Source organism: Flavobacterium sp. N502540 (genome assembly GCF_025947365.1).
Taxonomy (GTDB): Bacteria; Bacteroidota; Bacteroidia; order Flavobacteriales; family Flavobacteriaceae; genus Flavobacterium.
Genome location: NZ_CP110012.1, coordinates 2,796,299 through 2,812,029 on the forward strand (window position 1 = coordinate 2,796,299; position 15,731 = coordinate 2,812,029).

A 15,731-nucleotide genomic window follows, 5' to 3' on the forward strand; every position below is an offset into this window, starting at 1 on the left:
TTACTTATTCGAATAAATCAGCACTTTTAACAATGAGTATTGCTATTGAAAAAACGATATGCTTATCTACTAAAAATAAAAAAAATCTGTATTAATCCGCGTTTTGGCCCTAGTGAATCCGTCTCATCTGCGTACGATATCAAGCTTCTATTTATTTTGCAATCAACTTAAGAACAAATTCCATTTGAGTGTCCTTTTGCTGAAAAAAGTCGTCTAAAGTAGGCCATACTTCATAGTCCGGCATAATACCATGACCTTCAGGCTGGTTCGCTTTTTTAGGAGCATCCTGTACAACATTTACAATTGAAAATTGTGTTTTTACTTTTGAGTTCGGAAGTTCGTAAACCAATGGTGAATGTCCGTTGTGAACATAATAGCCTCCAACGGTTTCCACGCCTACTATGGTAACATTATTTACATACGCTTTTACCAAAGAAGCAAAATGGGAAGCAGCCGATGCCACATTTTCATTAATCAAAAGATAAAGTTTACCTTTAAAGAGCGGCGATTTAGGATGATAAACCGGATTGTATTTCTGATCCTGAATACTGATGTTGTTTTTGAATACCGGATACAGTGATTTCAGGTATTCTTTTCCCGCTTTTAGAGCAGTACTATCCATTCGTTCTGAAGTCGAAGTACCCCAGAAATACTTTTCGAGAGGTAAAACACTAGGATCGAATAGGATGACAGCCTTTTCATTTTCCTTGAAGGGTTTATCGGTAAGGTACATTACAGGCTGTTCGAAGTTAGGATCACTTCCTCCCGGATTATTTCTAACATCAATGATCAGATTAGCAACCTTGTTTTTGTCCAGTTGGGTAAAAATGCTATCCAAAAAACGAACATACGGTTTAAACTTAGGATCGTCTGATCCATAGGCCATACCAAAAAATCTTAGATTCAACAAACCAGTAGCAGAGTTAATCATACGAAAGCTATACGGAGACTGTTTTTTATAATCCAGTAAATCAGTAACCGGAGCACTAAATCTGTTTTTAAGGTTGGCTGTTCTTTCCTTCAGCGTTACTGCACGAAGCACTGTTTTTTGAAGAGCCTCCGATTTTGGTACGCTGTATTCTACAATAAATTCATCACAAAGACCATATTCGAGCAGGTAGTTTAATCCAAACGATTTATTGACACTGGCCGATAATTTTTGGGTAACATGATGACCATCTGTTGTATAATATTTGTAGAAAGAGCGCATTAATTGTGCATCATTTATACCGTTTATACTTTTTATTCTTGAGCCGGGAGGTATATCCGATGATTGACCGTCAAAAATAATTTGTCCGTTAATATACACCAGAGGAAAAGGGAAAAAGGACTTTTGTCTGTTCAGAAAATTGATTAAACCGGTATCAGGAATGGTGTAATTGTGTAAACTTCCTTCATAATCGGACAGACGAAGCATTATTTTGTAAAAGTCGATAACCCTCATCGGTTTTTGAATGCTCTTAAAAGCACTGTTGTAAATACTGTCTACCTGTTTTTTAGAATGATATTGGTACAAACCCGAATTTGCTTTATCATTTATTGTCCGAAGTATTTTAAGATCCTCCTGTAACTCTTTTTTCGAAAGCATTTTATTGTAAAACGCTAAACTATCCTTCATAGTTTTCTGAAGGCTTTGCGCCTGAACTGTAGCAGAAAAAAGAATCAGGAATAAGAACGTAAAGATCGATGACAGGGTTTTGTTATTCATAAATTAGGTTGGTTATGGTTGATAAAAACAGAATTACAGGGTATTAATAGAGGTGTAATGAATACTTCTGTTATTTTTAGACGATTAACAGTTTATGATGTTATGAAGCTAGTATTAGAGGATACTATTCAAAACAACATTTTGCAATTAAACCGGTGTATTTAAGACAGTCGTTGTTTATTGTTTTTACTACTTAGAAAAAAGAGTACTTGGTCTACTTTTTTAGAGTTTTGTCCAAAGTCCGTCAAATTGTTAAAATCTATTTTTAAGAACTCATCGTTGTTAAAGTATAGTTTTAACCTGTCGGCTCCGCGACCATTGAAAAACTTCCAACTTTTAATCTCGGATAAAAAAATGACCTGATTTTCAATTTTAGTATAGATTGGTTTTTTATCCCACTCTAATGTAAGTGTGTCTTTGTCGCTGTTGCAATCGATAATTAATGTACCGGTGAATAGGTATATTAAAAAAATGAAGAAAATAAAATGAGAAAACAAGAGGAGAAGATAGTGTGTTTTAACTCCTATAATTGCCCAGAAAAATGCTTGAAGTGGGATAGAAATTAAATATGCGATTACCATAAAGGTAACATTTAAGGTTTTAATTTTCATAATGTAAAATTTGATGATTTTACCGGTGTCAGTCTTTAAAAAAATCTTTAATTTTTATTTTTCGAATATAGTAATATATCACAGAAATTCCTTTCAAATAAGATGTTTTTCTCAAACTTAGGGGATGCGTTTGTTTTGGGCGGTAATAATTATCTTTGCAATAGTTATTTACAGACTTCTTGCTTTTGTGAAAGACACAATGTTGCCATTGTAAATATCAGAATAATGCGTTTGAATTTTTTAAAGAACACTCAGGTGAACTGAAAACTAAATAATTATTGATTTATGTATGAGAGAAAAATAGAAAAAGAGTACTCCTGTGGTTTAGAGATTACAAGCGAAATTATTGGCGGGAAATGGAAACCTACTTTGATCAATCTTATTCATGAAGGTGTTATTAGACCAAGTGACCTGCAACGAGCCATGCCGGCGGCATCAAGACGTGCGCTCAATATTCAATTAAATGAACTTCAGGAACATGGTATTATAGAGAAAAAAATATACCCAGTTTTACCGCTTAAGGTCGAATACTCCCTTACAAAATTTGGAACCTGTTTGCTTCCAATAACCCTCGCAATGGAAGAATGGGGAAATAAATATCGCGAGCATTTCCAAAAACTTCTTGAGTTAAAAAAAGAAACAGCTAATAAATAAATAGCACAGTTGTAGGGAATAAGTATGCCGTATTTGAATCGTTATGCCGTTATTGTGGCAGCTTTTTTTTGGTGCTAAATTTGCAAAAAAAAAAGTTATGATTCATTTAAGCATATTAGATTATTCTCCTATTGATGAGAAGAGTAATTCAAGAGAAGCCTTAATTGCAACCACAAAACTAGCTCAATTTGCGGATAAATTAGGTTTCAGACGATTTTGGGTTTCTGAGCATCATGGAATGCAGACTTTAGCCGGAAGTAATCCTGAAATGTTAATGATGCACCTTGCAGCCAATACACAAAATATACGTATCGGTTCAGGAGGAGTAATGCTGCAACATTATAGTGCATACAAAGTAGCAGAAGGTATAAAGATTATGGAAGCTTTGTATCCCGGCAGGATTGATCTTGGTATAGGAAGAGCTCCGGGAGGAGATAAAATCACGCATTCAGCATTAAACATTGGAAAGACTAGAATTTCATCCTATGAACAGCAGGTTAAGGATTTGAAGGCTTATCTAAGTGGTCAGGAAGAAATAAATTCTTCGTTTCCGGGTTTAGTTCCATCACCTGTTGTAGCTACAGTACCGCAATTGTGGTCTTTGGGAGCAGGAAGTAACGGAGGATTACTCGCTGCCAAGGAAGGGACGTCTTATATATTTGCACATTTCATTAATCCCGCTGGAACAGGACTACAGGCTACAGAAGATTATTTCGCTAATTTCAGTCCTTCGGTAATAACCCCTAAACCTCAAAATATGGTTGCAGTTTTCGCAGCAGTTGCCGAAACAGAAGAAACTGCCGAAGAGCTTGCTAAAGGATTTGATCACTGGATGTTAATGATAGAGTCAGGACGTGAAACTCCTTATTATATGAACTTTGAAAGTATTAAAGATTATCCTTATACGCTAGAAGAAAAAGAAATTATCAGGAACAACAGAAGAAGGATTATTGTTGGAAATTCTGATAATGCAAAGCAACAAATGGAGCAGCTCGCCGCCGAATACCAAACGAATGAAATCATGGTATTACCTCAGGTTTTTGGTAAAGAAAACAGGATGAAAGCCATCGCATTATTGTCGGAAGTATTCAAGCTGAATTAGTTACGTCACTTAATAGAGAAGCAACAAAAAATTAGCAGGCTTCTTACCCTCTAAACAACACTGAAAAAGAGACATGAAAGGGAATTTTTCCTCTTTCATGAAGGGATTCTATTGCTTGCTATTTAATTAAAAAATTCAAATAACTGCGATAAGCATAAAACGAAAAAGTCATGCCATTCATAAAAATTGAGATTACGCGAGAAAGCGTAACCAAAGAACAAAAACAAATCCTTATAAAAGGAGTAACCGATTTAATTACAGAGACTTTAAACAAAGACCCACATTTAACCCATGTCGTAATTCAGGAAGTAGATCTTGATAATTGGGGATATGCAGGAGAACAAGGATCAGTAATAAGAGAAAGAGCTTTACAGTCAATAGAAAAATAATAAATTCAATAAATAATAAAAACAATGAAAAAACAAACAATAGTAGTTACTGGTGCAGCATCAGGAATAGGAAAAGGAATTGCAAAATATTTTTTAGACCGAGGCGATAATGTAGTCATTAATTCATTGCTGCCAAGCACACTTGAAGATACATTCAATGAATTAGGAGCAGGGAATAATCTCGCAATGGTTGCCGGAGATGTAAGCGATAAACAAACCGGTGAACAATTAGTAAGTGTAGCACTTGAAAAGTTTGGGGCAATAGATGTATTGATTAATAATGCAGGGATTTTTGACAGCAAGCCTTTTTTAGAAGTAGATGAAGCTTATCTGGATAAATTTTTGAATACCAATTTTAAAGGTACTTATTTCACCACACAAGCCGTAATTCCTCAAATGTTGCAACAACAGGATGGGGTTGTTATTAATATTGGGACACCGCTAGTTAATCATGGTTTTGGAGGGTTGCCTGCTACTGCACCTATTTCAAGCAAAGGAGCTATCCATGCCTTAACGATTCAATTAGCAGCCGAATTTGGGAAACAAAATATTCGCTTCAATACCATTGCGCCTGGTATCATACGTACCCCAATGCATGGAGGTCATGCAGATCAAAGTGCCGGGTTACATTTACTAAACCGCGTAGGAGAGATTGATGATATTGCCGAAATGGCGTATACGGTTGCAAAAAGCAGTTTTATTACAGGGTCAATTATCAATGTTGATGGAGGTAAAGGAGCCGGACGCAACTTAAACTAAGGATTAAATCATTCTAATTTGTTTTTATGCGCTATACATTTCAAGACATCTAAAAACAAAAAAAGATGGAATTAGCGGATCAAGAACAAAAGTTGGGGAGAAAAGGCTGAAAGCCAGAAAAGCAGGAGTATAGTGCGAAGCGCTATAAATTAGATTAAGGTGTAAGATTGCCCTGAAAGGGCAAAAGCAATTTTTCTCCCTACAGAATCCCAATAAAAAAAGCTTCAGATTTCTCTGAAGCTTTTGTCTTGATAAGTAGTCCGTGGGGGAATCGAACCCCCCTTACCAGGATGAAAACCTGGCGTCCTAACCGATAGACGAACGGACCTGCTTTGTTCTTGCGGGTGCAAAAATACAACTGTTTTTAGAATACACAATAGCTTTTTTGATTTTTTTTTTCGGGCTTCTTTTGATAATAATGCCTTTAGAAATAACCAATCACAAAGGAATTAAAGTTAGTGTAATTGTACTTAATTGATTCAGAATTGGTTGTTTTTGTTGTAGAAAATATAAAATAAGATTTTTCTTTTGTTTTATTGAAATGATGCCTTTCAAAAAAAATGAAAATTATTTTTGGAATTATTTATTTTGAAAGAAAATTCATGTGTTTTATTCGGAGGTTTTAGGGGGTTTTTCAAGAAAAGTCGGTATCAGATAAAACTTAAAAGTATATTGTGAGGATGTATTTTGGTTTCGCACTTGCAATCTGAATCAAATCATAAATTAATGCAGAACATAAAAACAAAAATATTACCAGCTTTTTTAGGAATGAATTGGAATTATATTAGGGATAAGTTTCTTAAAAAAAAACGTTAGAGGAAATCAATAAAAATGGATAAAAAATATATTTTTAGTGCTTGGAAAAATTAACAATTTAAACTTCAACTACCACCATGAAAATTATATTTAAGATAGTATTAATTTGCTTTTTATTATTCTCCTGCAAGGAAAGGAAAAAAGAGTTAAACGAAAGATTAAATAAGAAAGAGGTTTTAGTAGAACAGGAAGAAGATTTAGTAACAGCTAAAAAAGAGAATGTAGATAATAATATGAAAGTTAAATTTTCCGACTTAACCATTTTAGTAAAAGATTTGATAAAAGAGGTTGAAATGGATTGGCGTAAGGAATCAGATCAGGATGATTATACTTATAGAGCAGAAAAAGATACTGTTTATTTTAATCTTATTCCTGGTGAGTGGATGTTTGACAAAGCATTTAAGATTGAACAAACTGAGTTTGAAGAGATAGAATTGTATGGACAAATTGAAGTAAAAATAGGAATTGATACAGAACGAGAAATTGAAGTTCCATTTTGTGTTATTGACAATTGGAAAAGTTACAGGTCAGAATGGAGAAAGTTTAAAATCAATCAAGAAGATTTAAAATTTATATATTTTGATGAAAGTAAGGATCCTCCAATAAAATTTACGATTGACGAACTCAAACTTGCAGTAGAAAAAAATTGTGGAGCTGAATGGTTTGATGATATCAAGAATATTAAATCTCTTGAAAAAATACACACTAGTTTTTTTACAACTAAATACATTTACAAAATAAGAGCAAAGAATAGTAAAACAAATCAAATAGTAGAAAAGTATTTTATATTTAATACACCTACAAGCTGCTAAAATTAGTAAATAGTATAGCTCTTCGAAATCTTCATAAACGTTGCACAGATGCTCTCACTTACAGGAGAGTGCTACTTTTGGTGTCTAAAGTTAGAATTATCAAGTTTGTGAGTTGCAACTAACGTTAAAGATTATCTTGTTCTTTAATTTTAACATATTTGTTTACTGTGTAAAAAGAAAATTGTTTGAGATATGACAAGAGTAGAACGGCGAAGATTGTTGTTATAGGTGTTTTTTTTACTGTAGAATGGATTCAAAAGCTATTAAATCTGGTTGTTATGATGAGTAGGATAAGACGGTAATAGAGTTTTACAACTACTCTACTAAAGTGCCTAATTGAACATTTGTATGTATATTTGATGTCGGTGTTTTTAATTTAGCATTTGAGCTTCTAACTCCAAAACATTTTGTCCCATTTCAGAGAGAACGTATGCACATTGAACAAATAATAGAGACTATAAGCAGGAACTACGTTACGTTAACAGATGAGTGCAAAGAGGATCTTAAAAAAGGATCAAAGATCTTGACACTTGACAAAGACACTATCCTTGTAAAAGAAGGTCAATTTGCCGATAAACTTTATTTTATAATTAATGGCAGTGCAAGAGCTTATTACACAAAAAACGGTAAGGATATTACAGATTGGTTTGCGTTTGAGAATGATTTTGTAAGTGCCATTGATAGCTTTTTCCGAGGCGGTCCAACGATGTACAATATCGAATTGCTTGAACCCACAACTTTATTGCAAATTTCAAGAGAAACAGTATTAGCCTTGAGCGATAAACATCATTGTTTTGAGAAATTAGGAAGAATGGCAGTAACCAAAACAATGCTTAAATTGCGGGAAAGAGTTGTTTCGATACAATTTGAGAGTGCTTCGCAGAAATATAAAAGTCTATTAGATACGCGCCCCGATATTATTCAACGCGTTCAGTTAACACACATTGCTTCCTATATTGGTGTGACGCTTGAAACTTTGAGCCGGATTCGCAACCCAAAATATCGAATTTGATTTAGATCAAATGGATTTTGAATAAGTTGATTGAACTTTGCAGAAATCAAATGAGATGATACGAATTCATTATATCTCCGGACTAACCATCACAGTTTTTATAGGTCTGCATCTATTCAATCATTTTTGCAGCATTTTTGGTATGGCGACCCACATTGCAATAATGGATACTTTACGATTGTTTTATCGCAATACTTTTGTTGAGACAATTTTATTAGTTTCAGTTTTTATTCAAATCGTATCAGGAATCAATCTTTTTAAGAAAAGCAGAAAAACAGCAACATCCCACTTTGAGAAACTACATATTTGGACGGGACTTTACCTGGCTTTTTTTCTAATTGTTCATGTGAGTGCTGTTTTCATCGCCCGCCTCTTTTTACATCTCGATACCAATTTTTATTTTGGAGTGGCAGGGCTTAATACCTTTCCTTTTTATTGGTTTTTTGTTCCGTATTATGGACTTGCAATTCTTTCTTTCTTCGGGCACATTGCTTCGGTTCATAATAAAAAGATGAAAAGCAATGTTCTGAGTTTAACTCCGAAGCAACAAGCAGAATCAATTCTTATATTCGGATTTGTGTTAACAGTCATCCTATTTTATGGACTAACCAACCATTTTGAGGGAGTAATATTACCACATGAATACAAAATAATAATAGAAAAAATAAAGAAAGTATGATTGAGAAAAGAAATAGGTTCTGGGTATTTGCCGGAATAATCAATTTGTTTAGGAACTAAAAAAAAAATAAAATTATGCTAAAACTAGGAGGATATATCAATATTGTAATTGCAATAGGGCACATTCTTGGATTAATTTGGGCCGACCAAATGTTTGAAATTACAGGGATTGGAAAAGAAATGGCAACACTTGCTCAAAAGCATAGTACTTTGCCTTATTTGCTGACCATTGTTGTGGCTATTGTGTTTTTTATTTTCGGTCTTTACGGTCTTTCGGCAGCTAATAAGTTTAGAAAGCTGCCATTACTAAAGACTGTTATCTTTTTAATTGCCGGAATATATCTGCTGCGTGGAGCTGGAGAGTTAATTGCCGATACAATACAGGGAACAAACTCAATAGCAGAAACAATATATTCTTTAGTGGCTATAATAATCGGGCTTTTGTTTTTAATTGGCGGGTTGCAAAAATGGAGAGCAGAAAACACCATTTCGTTATGAAAGTAATCAATCTGCATACAAGAATAATTAATCAGCCTAAACACAAAATCGAAGAATTGTTTAGAACCTTATCGTCTGGAAACGACATGATGCTGGCAACAGACAAATGGCCGCCAATGCGATTAGATAACGGATTAAGTATAGGTTCAAAGGGTGGACACGGGCCAATACGATATACCGTTCAGGATTATGAGCCGGACCATTATATTCAATTTCAATTTACAACACCAAAAGGATTTAATGGATTTCATAAGTTTGAAATTACGGAATTAGATGTTCATGTAACCGAGCTCAAACATTCTATTGATATGAATACAACAGGTTTGGCCACCTTAAAATGGGTGTTTGCAATTCGCTGGCTCCACGATTCCTATATTGAAGATGCATTTGACAAGGTTGAAAACCATTTTACAAATGGGACAAAAAACAGTAAATGGACCATTTGGGTAAAGTTTTTAAGAAGAATTTTAAAGCCCAAAAAGAAAAAAAATTAAGAAGATTCCATTTTGCTCTAAGAAGGATTTCCTATGAAAAGCGGTATGAAAATCCAATTTTATAAATTAAAGGCGAAATCATTCTTTATTTCTTCCATCACAAAAGAACTTTGCACATTTGAAATCCCTTTGATAACCGATAATTTATCGATCACAAATTTTTGGTATTCGTTCATATCATTGACAGCCACTTTCAGCAGAAAATCATAATTCCCGGATACGTGAAAACAGCCTGTTATTTCGGGTAATACCAGAATATGCTGTTTAAAGTCATCAATCAATTCGCGTGAGTGCACCGCCAAAGTAACCTGACAGTATACACTGATTGATTTTCCAATTTTTTCGGCATCCAGCAAAGCAACATAATTCTTGATGTACTGCTTTTGTTCCAGTTTTTTGATTCTCTCAAAAGTGGGAGAGACTGATAAACCTATTTTTTCGGCAATTTCTTTCGTATTTTGCTTCGCATCTTGCTGTAAAAGCATCAATATTTTTTTGTCTATGGCATCCATTTCAGAATAATTATATGGTTTCAGAAAAAAGAAATAGTAAATTCAATAGTAAAAAACTTAATTATAGGGCAAATTTAGAATTATATTTCAAGTTTTATTGTTAATGAAGAATATTAAACCATAAAAAGTACATTTACAGAAAAAATAAATGTTATGACACTGATCTCAGAATCATTATCCATACAAGACAATCAACGTTTAGTCGATTTGAACCAATACATCGAAAATGCCAGAGATAATTTCTTAGGCTATCCTGTATCCAAAGATTTTGATTATTCGGAAATCAATCATTTTTTAAAATATCCGATCAATAATCTTGGGGATCCTTTTGAAGATTGTACCTACAAAGTGCAAACACACGAACTGGAAAGAGAAGTGGTTGGCTTTTTTGCCAAATTATTCCGCGCCAATCCAAAAGATTATTGGGGTTATGTAACCAATGGCGGTTCCGAAAGTAATTTATACGGATTGTATCTCGCAAGAGAATTATATCCAAAAGCAATGGTTTATTATTCGGAATCAACCCATTACAGTGTGCGTAAAAACATTCACTTGCTCAACATTCCGAGTATTGTTATTCGTTCGCAGGAAAATGGTGAAATCGATTATGAAGATTTTGAAAACACGTTAAAACTGAATCGTCATAAACCGGCTATTGTACTGACTACTTTTGGTACCACCATGAAAGAAGCCAAAGACGACGTATCAAAAATTAAGAATATTCTAAAAACATTGGCCATACAAGATAGCTACATCCATTGTGATGCTGCCTTATCCGGAAGTTATGGTGCTTTTATGGAGCCACGGTTTCCCTTTGATTTTATGGATGGCGCGGACAGCATTTCCATCAGCGGACACAAATTTATTGGTTCGCCTATTCCAACCGGTGTTATTATCACGAAGCGTTCTAATAGAGACAGAATCTCGAAAGGAATCTCGTATATTGGTTCCTTAGACACCACAATCACGGGGTCCAGAAATGGACATTCTCCGTTGTTTTTATGGTTTACCCTGAAAAAACTAGGTATTGAAGGTTTAAAAAAACGTTATTTACACAGCTTAGAAGTCGCGGAATATTGTGAGCAGAGACTGAAAAACATGGGAATTGCGGCCTGGAGAAATCCAAATTCGATTACCGTTGTTTTTCCAAAAATAGCCGAAGAAGTGAAGTCAAAATGGCAACTAGCCACGGAGGGCGATATCTCCCATATTATCTGTATGCCAAACGTGACCAAAGGACAAATCGATCTGTTTATCAACGACGTAGAAAATTGCATTGAAGTCCCGGAAGAAATGGCAGAATTTAGTTGGTAGTGTTTTGGAATAGTATTGATAATTCTGTTCTGTAAAGGAGCTTATGAAAAAAGCGCAAATGTCTCTGACTTTGCGCTTTTTTTTATGATATTGTAAATAGTAGGTTTTTTAAAAATTTCAATTATAAATGTTTTGAATGCTAAATTATTTGATCAATAGAATCTATATTAAACTTGAGGTAAAGTTAGAGGCTTTATGATGTTTTCGTTTTTTTGTGCTAGATTTGTTTTTTAGAGGAGACGCAAAGGCAGAGACATTTGCGTAGCACTCATGAGAACACTTCGAAGAGTGGAGGGACTTGGCCAAGCGCGGGATATACTATTGACAGAGCAACACTTTAAAAAAAATAACATTATGAATGATGGTTATAATTTGATTCAGCTCAAGTTGTTGATAAATGAAGTCTTTGGGGTAGATAATATCAATTTGGACATGGAAGTAAATAAGCTCCAAACAGTATCCGAAGATAATGATCGTTTTATGGGTTTATTTAAAACAAAATTTAACATAGATATGAATGCTTTTGATTATTATGAATATTTTGATGAAGATGAATTTATATTGATTTCAATTTTTAGAAGAGTCTTTCGAACTAAAAAAGAAAAGAAATTATTAACTGTGGGACATTTGTTATCAATTATAAATAAGAGGGAATGGTTTGAGCCTGATCCTGATCCCCGATCTGCAAAGAGCCTCTTGTGAAAAGCTGCGGAAATGTCTCTAACTTTACTCCCTGCGTAATCTACAATAAAAAAAAGCTCCAGATTTCTCTGAAGCTTTTTTTTATTGTAGTTCGCCGCGGCGAAAACTCGAACCTGTATAATGTTATTTTAATTGAGTAGTATTGACTCTTGTAGGGGTATCTTTTCCACTAATAATCGAAGAAGAACTTAATGCAATTGATTTTATGATTTGGGTCATGTTATCAATATCTAAGGTTTCAAATTCATCATCGGCAGTGTGATACGTAGGCTCATTATCCATTTTTGAAGTAGAAATGGTGTGAGCAGGAACTCCAAGTCTGGCTAAAGTAGCGTTGTCTGAGCGGTAAAATAATTGTTGGTCCGGATAAGGGTCTGCATAAAAGTTAAAGCTAGTTCCGGTTAAATTAGTTTGTAAAATCTGTCCCATGTTCGACTTTTCGAAGCCTGTAATGTAAGCAGAGTTTTTACCCCATTTAGATTCTGTTCCTATCATTTCAATATTGAACATCGCAATCACTTGTTCTGGCGCAAGCTGTTTAGAAAAATATTTGGCTCCATAACCACCTAATTCTTCCGCTGTAAATGTGGTAAAAATAATAGTACGCTCGTTGTTGTTTTGTTTTTTAAAATATTTTGCAAGCATAATTACTGCTGTTGTTCCGGCGGCATCATCATTAGCACCATTGTAAATAGAATCTGTTGCAGGATGTGGAGCGCCTTCTTCAGGAGTGCCTGTTCCTATGTGATCATAATGCCCTGAAAAAATTACATATTCATTTGGTTTGGTTTTTCCGGGTAATATTCCAACAATATTATTCAATGCTTTTTTGGAGATTGTATTCGTCAATTCAACAGAAAAAGTGGTTGCTTCTGTAGTGCCAAAAACAAACATAACTGTATTGTTTCCAGGATTAGAAGTTATTCGATCAATATGTTGAATATTTGGTAAAATCTTATCAAATGAAGGGTCAACCAGTACCAAAATATTTTTTGGACTTTTATAATATTCATTAAATTTCTCGCCAAAGTTGTCCCCTTTATTGATTTTTACAATAGAAGCATCGCTTTTTTCGGTTAAAGAAACCTGAGGAAGGTAGGAGAAGGTTACAACCTGATTGTTATTGATCTCTTTACCGTCAATGGTGATTTTTGAAGAAACGGCTTTAGAGGCAGTCATTGAGAATTCTTGTCTGTAATTCGCTGCTGCATTGAAAGTTTGCAAGCCAATTTTTTTAAACTCTGATTCTATAAAAGCGGATGCTTTTTCAATACCGGGAGTAAAAGTTCTTCTGCCCTGCATATCATCAGCCGAAAGTATTTTCTCTATGCGAGTTACTTCCTTATTCGTAATAATTTTATCTATCGATTGTCCATGTACATTAAAACATTGACTTAGAACAAACATACTTACAATAATTTTTCTCATACTTTAGTTTTATAAATAAGGTTTTAGTTAATTCAAAAGTATGTTATTTATTTGCAAAACTTAGCGCTGGTAAGAATTTTTAATTAAAAAAAACTGACAACATTACTAAATTAGATTAGTGAAAATGGAGATCATAAAGCCACAATATAATTTTTGCTTAAAATTTGATTGACAGCATTTTTAATTGTTTTCTGGTTGTCCCACTATACGAAGTATTCATCTGTAACGCTGTGCAAATGTCTCTGACTTTGCCCCCGCAAAGTGATTGAGTTTTCTTCCAGAAGATATAATTTGGAAACGACTATTAATGTAAAGAGAATTCCGCCACAGCGGATATGAGTTTGAGGAGTATTACATAGGTATATATTTGTAAAATTAATAGGAATATGGGTTGCTATGAAATTTATTTTAAAAGAGGACTGTTGATTTTGTAAGGAATAATCTATTTTTGGTAAAAAAACTTTTTCAATAAATTAAAAACCTCAAGAAGAATGATTAAACTAGGAATGTTAACTTTTTTGATAACCTTTTTTTTAGCACCAAGTGGTTTTGCCCAAAATTGTTTTCCATCGGGAATTACATTCCGTAATCAGTCTCAAATAGACAATTTTTCCAAAAATTATCCAGGTTGTACTATTATTGATGGGAATGTATCAATAGAAAACGTTTCTAATCTTTTGGGGTTATCACAAATCAAATATATAGCAGGAAGTCTTGTTCTTAGATCGTCAATTAAAGATCTAAACGGACTAAATAATTTAACTTCTGTAGGTGGTGACTTAACCATTACTAATAATTTTTTGATAACTGATTTTAATGGACTAAATGGATTAAATTCGATTGGGGGAAATTTATTGATAAAAACTAATAATATTTTAGATAATGTTAATGGACTTGAAAGCCTTAAATCAATTGGAGGAGATTTAATTATAAATGATAATTATGTATTAAATAATATCGATGGTATTAAAAATGTTGCAACTATTGGAAAAAACCTAGTAATCAGTGCGAATAATAAACTTCTAAATATTAATGGCTTACTAAGCGTTACTGAATTAAATAATGATCTAGTAATCGAGTCAAATCCAATTTTGACTTCTTTGGGTGGTTTAAATAATTTAAAGACCGTAAAAAGAGATTTGAAAGTTAGGTTGAATAATAGTTTAAAAGATTTTCAAGGTCTAAATGGGTTGTCGTCAACAGGGCGTTTTTTTGATATCGAACTAAATAATAATCTTTCTACTCTAGCTGGTTTGGAGAATCTAAATACTATATATAGGTTATTTGTTTTTGATAATGATAATTTAATCAATTTTGAGGGGTTGAATAATCTTAAATTTATAAACGAAAATTTAACTTTATTTGGAAATGATAAATTGGTTTCATTAAATGGTTTAGAAAATGTTACATCAATAGAGGGAATGCTACAGATAAAAGCCTGCAATGAATTAGTAAATTTAACAGGATTGGCTGCTTTATCCAAAGTAGGAATTGCTTTTGAAATTTCAAATAACTTTGGTATGACAAGTCTGCAGGGTGTAAATAGTTTAGTTTCAACGGGAAATATTTCTATATCTGGTTGTAGATATCTTGAAAATTTAATGGGGCTGGAAAGTGTTAAGAATATGAACAATCGTTCTTTTGCAGTTAGTTATTGTGATAAGTTAACAAGCTTAAAAGGTGTTGAAAATATTGATCACAAGACAATTGGATTTGTAACTATTGAGTTAAATCCATTATTGTCAACTTGCGCAATCGAAAGTATTTGTAATTATTTGGCAAACATAGAGAAAAGCGTAACTATACGTTCAAATAAGTCAGGTTGTAATAGTAGAGATCAAGTTACAGCAATGTGTAAATCGATTCTTTCTGTTGATAAAAATGACCCATTATTATCGACAACATTATATCCTAATCCTACAGTTGACAAAGTAAATATAGATACAAAATCTGAATGTAAAATGTACATTTATAATAATATTGGACAGCAATTAAAAGAGTTAAATTTAGTCGTTGGGTATAATGAAGTAAATCTTGATTTTTTGCCATCTGGAACATATTTTTTAAGAACAGAAAATGGAAGCACTCTAAAAATTTTAAAAAAATAAATCGCTATGCGAAGTGTTCATCTGCAACGCTGTGCGAATGTCTCTGACTTCGCACCCGCAAAATGATTAAGTTTTCTTGTAGAAGATGTAATTTGGAAATAACTATTAATATAAATAGAATTCAGAAAAGTCGG

16 protein-coding genes and 1 tRNA gene are annotated in these 15,731 nt (G+C 33.4%); 12 read left to right on the forward strand and 5 right to left on the reverse strand.

Annotation, left to right across the window (positions count from 1 at the left end; all coding sequences use genetic code 11):
* Positions 1-151: 151 nt before the first annotated feature.
* Complete coding sequence (locus OLM58_RS12030; RefSeq protein WP_264529096.1) at positions 152-1,708, reverse strand: S41 family peptidase; 1,557 nt, start codon at positions 1,706-1,708, stop codon at positions 152-154.
* Between the two features lie 161 nt (positions 1,709-1,869).
* Positions 1,870-2,319 carry a hypothetical protein gene (locus OLM58_RS12035; protein ID WP_264529097.1) on the reverse strand — a complete coding sequence of 150 codons (450 nt, stop codon included), beginning with the start codon at positions 2,317-2,319 and terminating at the stop codon, positions 1,870-1,872.
* Positions 2,320-2,604: 285 nt separating this feature from the next.
* On the opposite strand from OLM58_RS12035, the gene OLM58_RS12040 reads away from it, so the two are divergent.
* The 4 genes from OLM58_RS12040 to OLM58_RS12055 all read left to right on the forward strand — a co-directional run bounded on the left by OLM58_RS12040 (position 2,605) and on the right by OLM58_RS12055 (position 5,223).
* On the forward strand, positions 2,605-2,973 hold the full coding sequence (locus OLM58_RS12040) for a winged helix-turn-helix transcriptional regulator (protein ID WP_264529098.1): 369 nt from the start codon (positions 2,605-2,607) through the stop codon (positions 2,971-2,973).
* A gap of 97 nt (positions 2,974-3,070) precedes the next feature.
* Complete coding sequence (locus OLM58_RS12045) at positions 3,071-4,075, forward strand: MsnO8 family LLM class oxidoreductase (protein ID WP_264529099.1); 1,005 nt, start codon at positions 3,071-3,073, stop codon at positions 4,073-4,075.
* A gap of 170 nt (positions 4,076-4,245) precedes the next feature.
* Positions 4,246-4,464 (forward strand): tautomerase family protein, encoded by a 219-nt coding sequence (locus tag OLM58_RS12050; protein ID WP_264529100.1) that lies wholly within the window; start codon positions 4,246-4,248, stop codon positions 4,462-4,464.
* A 24-nt stretch (positions 4,465-4,488) separates the two neighbouring features.
* Positions 4,489-5,223: an SDR family NAD(P)-dependent oxidoreductase gene (locus OLM58_RS12055; RefSeq protein ID WP_264529101.1), complete on the forward strand. Its 735-nt coding sequence runs from the start codon at positions 4,489-4,491 to the stop codon at positions 5,221-5,223.
* A 256-nt stretch (positions 5,224-5,479) separates the two neighbouring features.
* On the opposite strand, the gene OLM58_RS12060 is transcribed toward OLM58_RS12055, so the two are convergent.
* Positions 5,480-5,551: transfer RNA gene (locus OLM58_RS12060), tRNA-Glu, on the reverse strand.
* Between the two features lie 565 nt (positions 5,552-6,116).
* Between OLM58_RS12060 and OLM58_RS12065 the strand changes: the two genes are divergently transcribed.
* The 5 genes from OLM58_RS12065 (at position 6,117) to OLM58_RS12085 (ending at position 9,533) form a co-directional block, all read left to right on the forward strand.
* A complete protein-coding gene (locus OLM58_RS12065) occupies positions 6,117-6,851 on the forward strand; it encodes a hypothetical protein (protein ID WP_264529102.1) in 735 nt (244 codons plus the stop codon).
* Between the two features lie 523 nt (positions 6,852-7,374).
* Positions 7,375-7,863: a Crp/Fnr family transcriptional regulator gene (locus tag OLM58_RS12070; RefSeq protein ID WP_264529103.1), complete on the forward strand. Its 489-nt coding sequence runs from the start codon at positions 7,375-7,377 to the stop codon at positions 7,861-7,863.
* Positions 7,864-7,918: 55 nt separating this feature from the next.
* Complete coding sequence (locus OLM58_RS12075; protein WP_264529104.1) at positions 7,919-8,542, forward strand: hypothetical protein; 624 nt, start codon at positions 7,919-7,921, stop codon at positions 8,540-8,542.
* Positions 8,543-8,616: 74 nt separating this feature from the next.
* On the forward strand, positions 8,617-9,039 hold the full coding sequence (locus tag OLM58_RS12080) for a hypothetical protein (protein WP_264529105.1): 423 nt from the start codon (positions 8,617-8,619) through the stop codon (positions 9,037-9,039).
* Positions 9,036-9,533, forward strand: coding sequence for a hypothetical protein (locus OLM58_RS12085; protein ID WP_264529106.1), 498 nt, complete (start codon positions 9,036-9,038; stop codon positions 9,531-9,533). Before OLM58_RS12080 ends, OLM58_RS12085 begins: the two co-directional genes overlap by 4 nt.
* 59 nt (positions 9,534-9,592) lie before the next feature.
* Here OLM58_RS12085 and OLM58_RS12090 read toward each other — a convergent pair whose 3' ends face one another.
* Positions 9,593-10,045 carry an Lrp/AsnC family transcriptional regulator gene (locus tag OLM58_RS12090; protein WP_070908787.1) on the reverse strand — a complete coding sequence of 151 codons (453 nt, stop codon included), beginning with the start codon at positions 10,043-10,045 and terminating at the stop codon, positions 9,593-9,595.
* A 153-nt stretch (positions 10,046-10,198) separates the two neighbouring features.
* On the opposite strand from OLM58_RS12090, the gene OLM58_RS12095 reads away from it, so the two are divergent.
* Both OLM58_RS12095 and OLM58_RS12100 read left to right on the forward strand, forming a co-directional pair.
* Positions 10,199-11,359, forward strand: a complete 1,161-nt coding sequence (locus OLM58_RS12095; protein ID WP_264529107.1) for a histidine decarboxylase — start codon at positions 10,199-10,201, stop codon at positions 11,357-11,359.
* 354 nt (positions 11,360-11,713) lie between these two features.
* Positions 11,714-12,061 (forward strand): DUF1493 family protein, encoded by a 348-nt coding sequence (locus tag OLM58_RS12100; protein WP_264529108.1) that lies wholly within the window; start codon positions 11,714-11,716, stop codon positions 12,059-12,061.
* Positions 12,062-12,184: 123 nt separating this feature from the next.
* Here the strand turns inward: OLM58_RS12100 and OLM58_RS12105 are convergent, their stop codons facing one another.
* Positions 12,185-13,489: a M20/M25/M40 family metallo-hydrolase gene (locus OLM58_RS12105; protein WP_264529109.1), complete on the reverse strand. Its 1,305-nt coding sequence runs from the start codon at positions 13,487-13,489 to the stop codon at positions 12,185-12,187.
* 491 nt (positions 13,490-13,980) lie between these two features.
* Between OLM58_RS12105 and OLM58_RS12110 the strand changes: the two genes are divergently transcribed.
* Complete coding sequence (locus OLM58_RS12110) at positions 13,981-15,597, forward strand: T9SS type A sorting domain-containing protein (protein WP_264529110.1); 1,617 nt, start codon at positions 13,981-13,983, stop codon at positions 15,595-15,597.
* The last annotated feature ends 134 nt before the right edge of the window (positions 15,598-15,731 follow it).

Bases quoted from the DNA above. Each gene is read 5' to 3' on its own strand.
- OLM58_RS12030 (WP_264529096.1), bottom strand. From the start codon at position 1,708: ATGAATAACAAAACCCTGTCATCGATCTTTACGTTCTTATTCCTGATT.
- OLM58_RS12035 (WP_264529097.1), bottom strand. From the start codon at position 2,319: ATGAAAATTAAAACCTTAAATGTTACCTTTATGGTAATCGCATATTTA.
- OLM58_RS12040 (WP_264529098.1), top strand. From the start codon at position 2,605: ATGTATGAGAGAAAAATAGAAAAAGAGTACTCCTGTGGTTTAGAGATT.
- OLM58_RS12045 (WP_264529099.1), top strand. From the start codon at position 3,071: ATGATTCATTTAAGCATATTAGATTATTCTCCTATTGATGAGAAGAGT.
- OLM58_RS12050 (WP_264529100.1), top strand. From the start codon at position 4,246: ATGCCATTCATAAAAATTGAGATTACGCGAGAAAGCGTAACCAAAGAA.
- OLM58_RS12055 (WP_264529101.1), top strand. From the start codon at position 4,489: ATGAAAAAACAAACAATAGTAGTTACTGGTGCAGCATCAGGAATAGGA.
- OLM58_RS12065 (WP_264529102.1), top strand. From the start codon at position 6,117: ATGAAAATTATATTTAAGATAGTATTAATTTGCTTTTTATTATTCTCC.
- OLM58_RS12075 (WP_264529104.1), top strand. From the start codon at position 7,919: ATGATACGAATTCATTATATCTCCGGACTAACCATCACAGTTTTTATA.
- OLM58_RS12080 (WP_264529105.1), top strand. From the start codon at position 8,617: ATGCTAAAACTAGGAGGATATATCAATATTGTAATTGCAATAGGGCAC.
- OLM58_RS12085 (WP_264529106.1), top strand. From the start codon at position 9,036: ATGAAAGTAATCAATCTGCATACAAGAATAATTAATCAGCCTAAACAC.
- OLM58_RS12090 (WP_070908787.1), bottom strand. From the start codon at position 10,045: ATGGATGCCATAGACAAAAAAATATTGATGCTTTTACAGCAAGATGCG.
- OLM58_RS12095 (WP_264529107.1), top strand. From the start codon at position 10,199: ATGACACTGATCTCAGAATCATTATCCATACAAGACAATCAACGTTTA.
- OLM58_RS12100 (WP_264529108.1), top strand. From the start codon at position 11,714: ATGAATGATGGTTATAATTTGATTCAGCTCAAGTTGTTGATAAATGAA.
- OLM58_RS12105 (WP_264529109.1), bottom strand. From the start codon at position 13,489: ATGAGAAAAATTATTGTAAGTATGTTTGTTCTAAGTCAATGTTTTAAT.
- OLM58_RS12110 (WP_264529110.1), top strand. From the start codon at position 13,981: ATGATTAAACTAGGAATGTTAACTTTTTTGATAACCTTTTTTTTAGCA.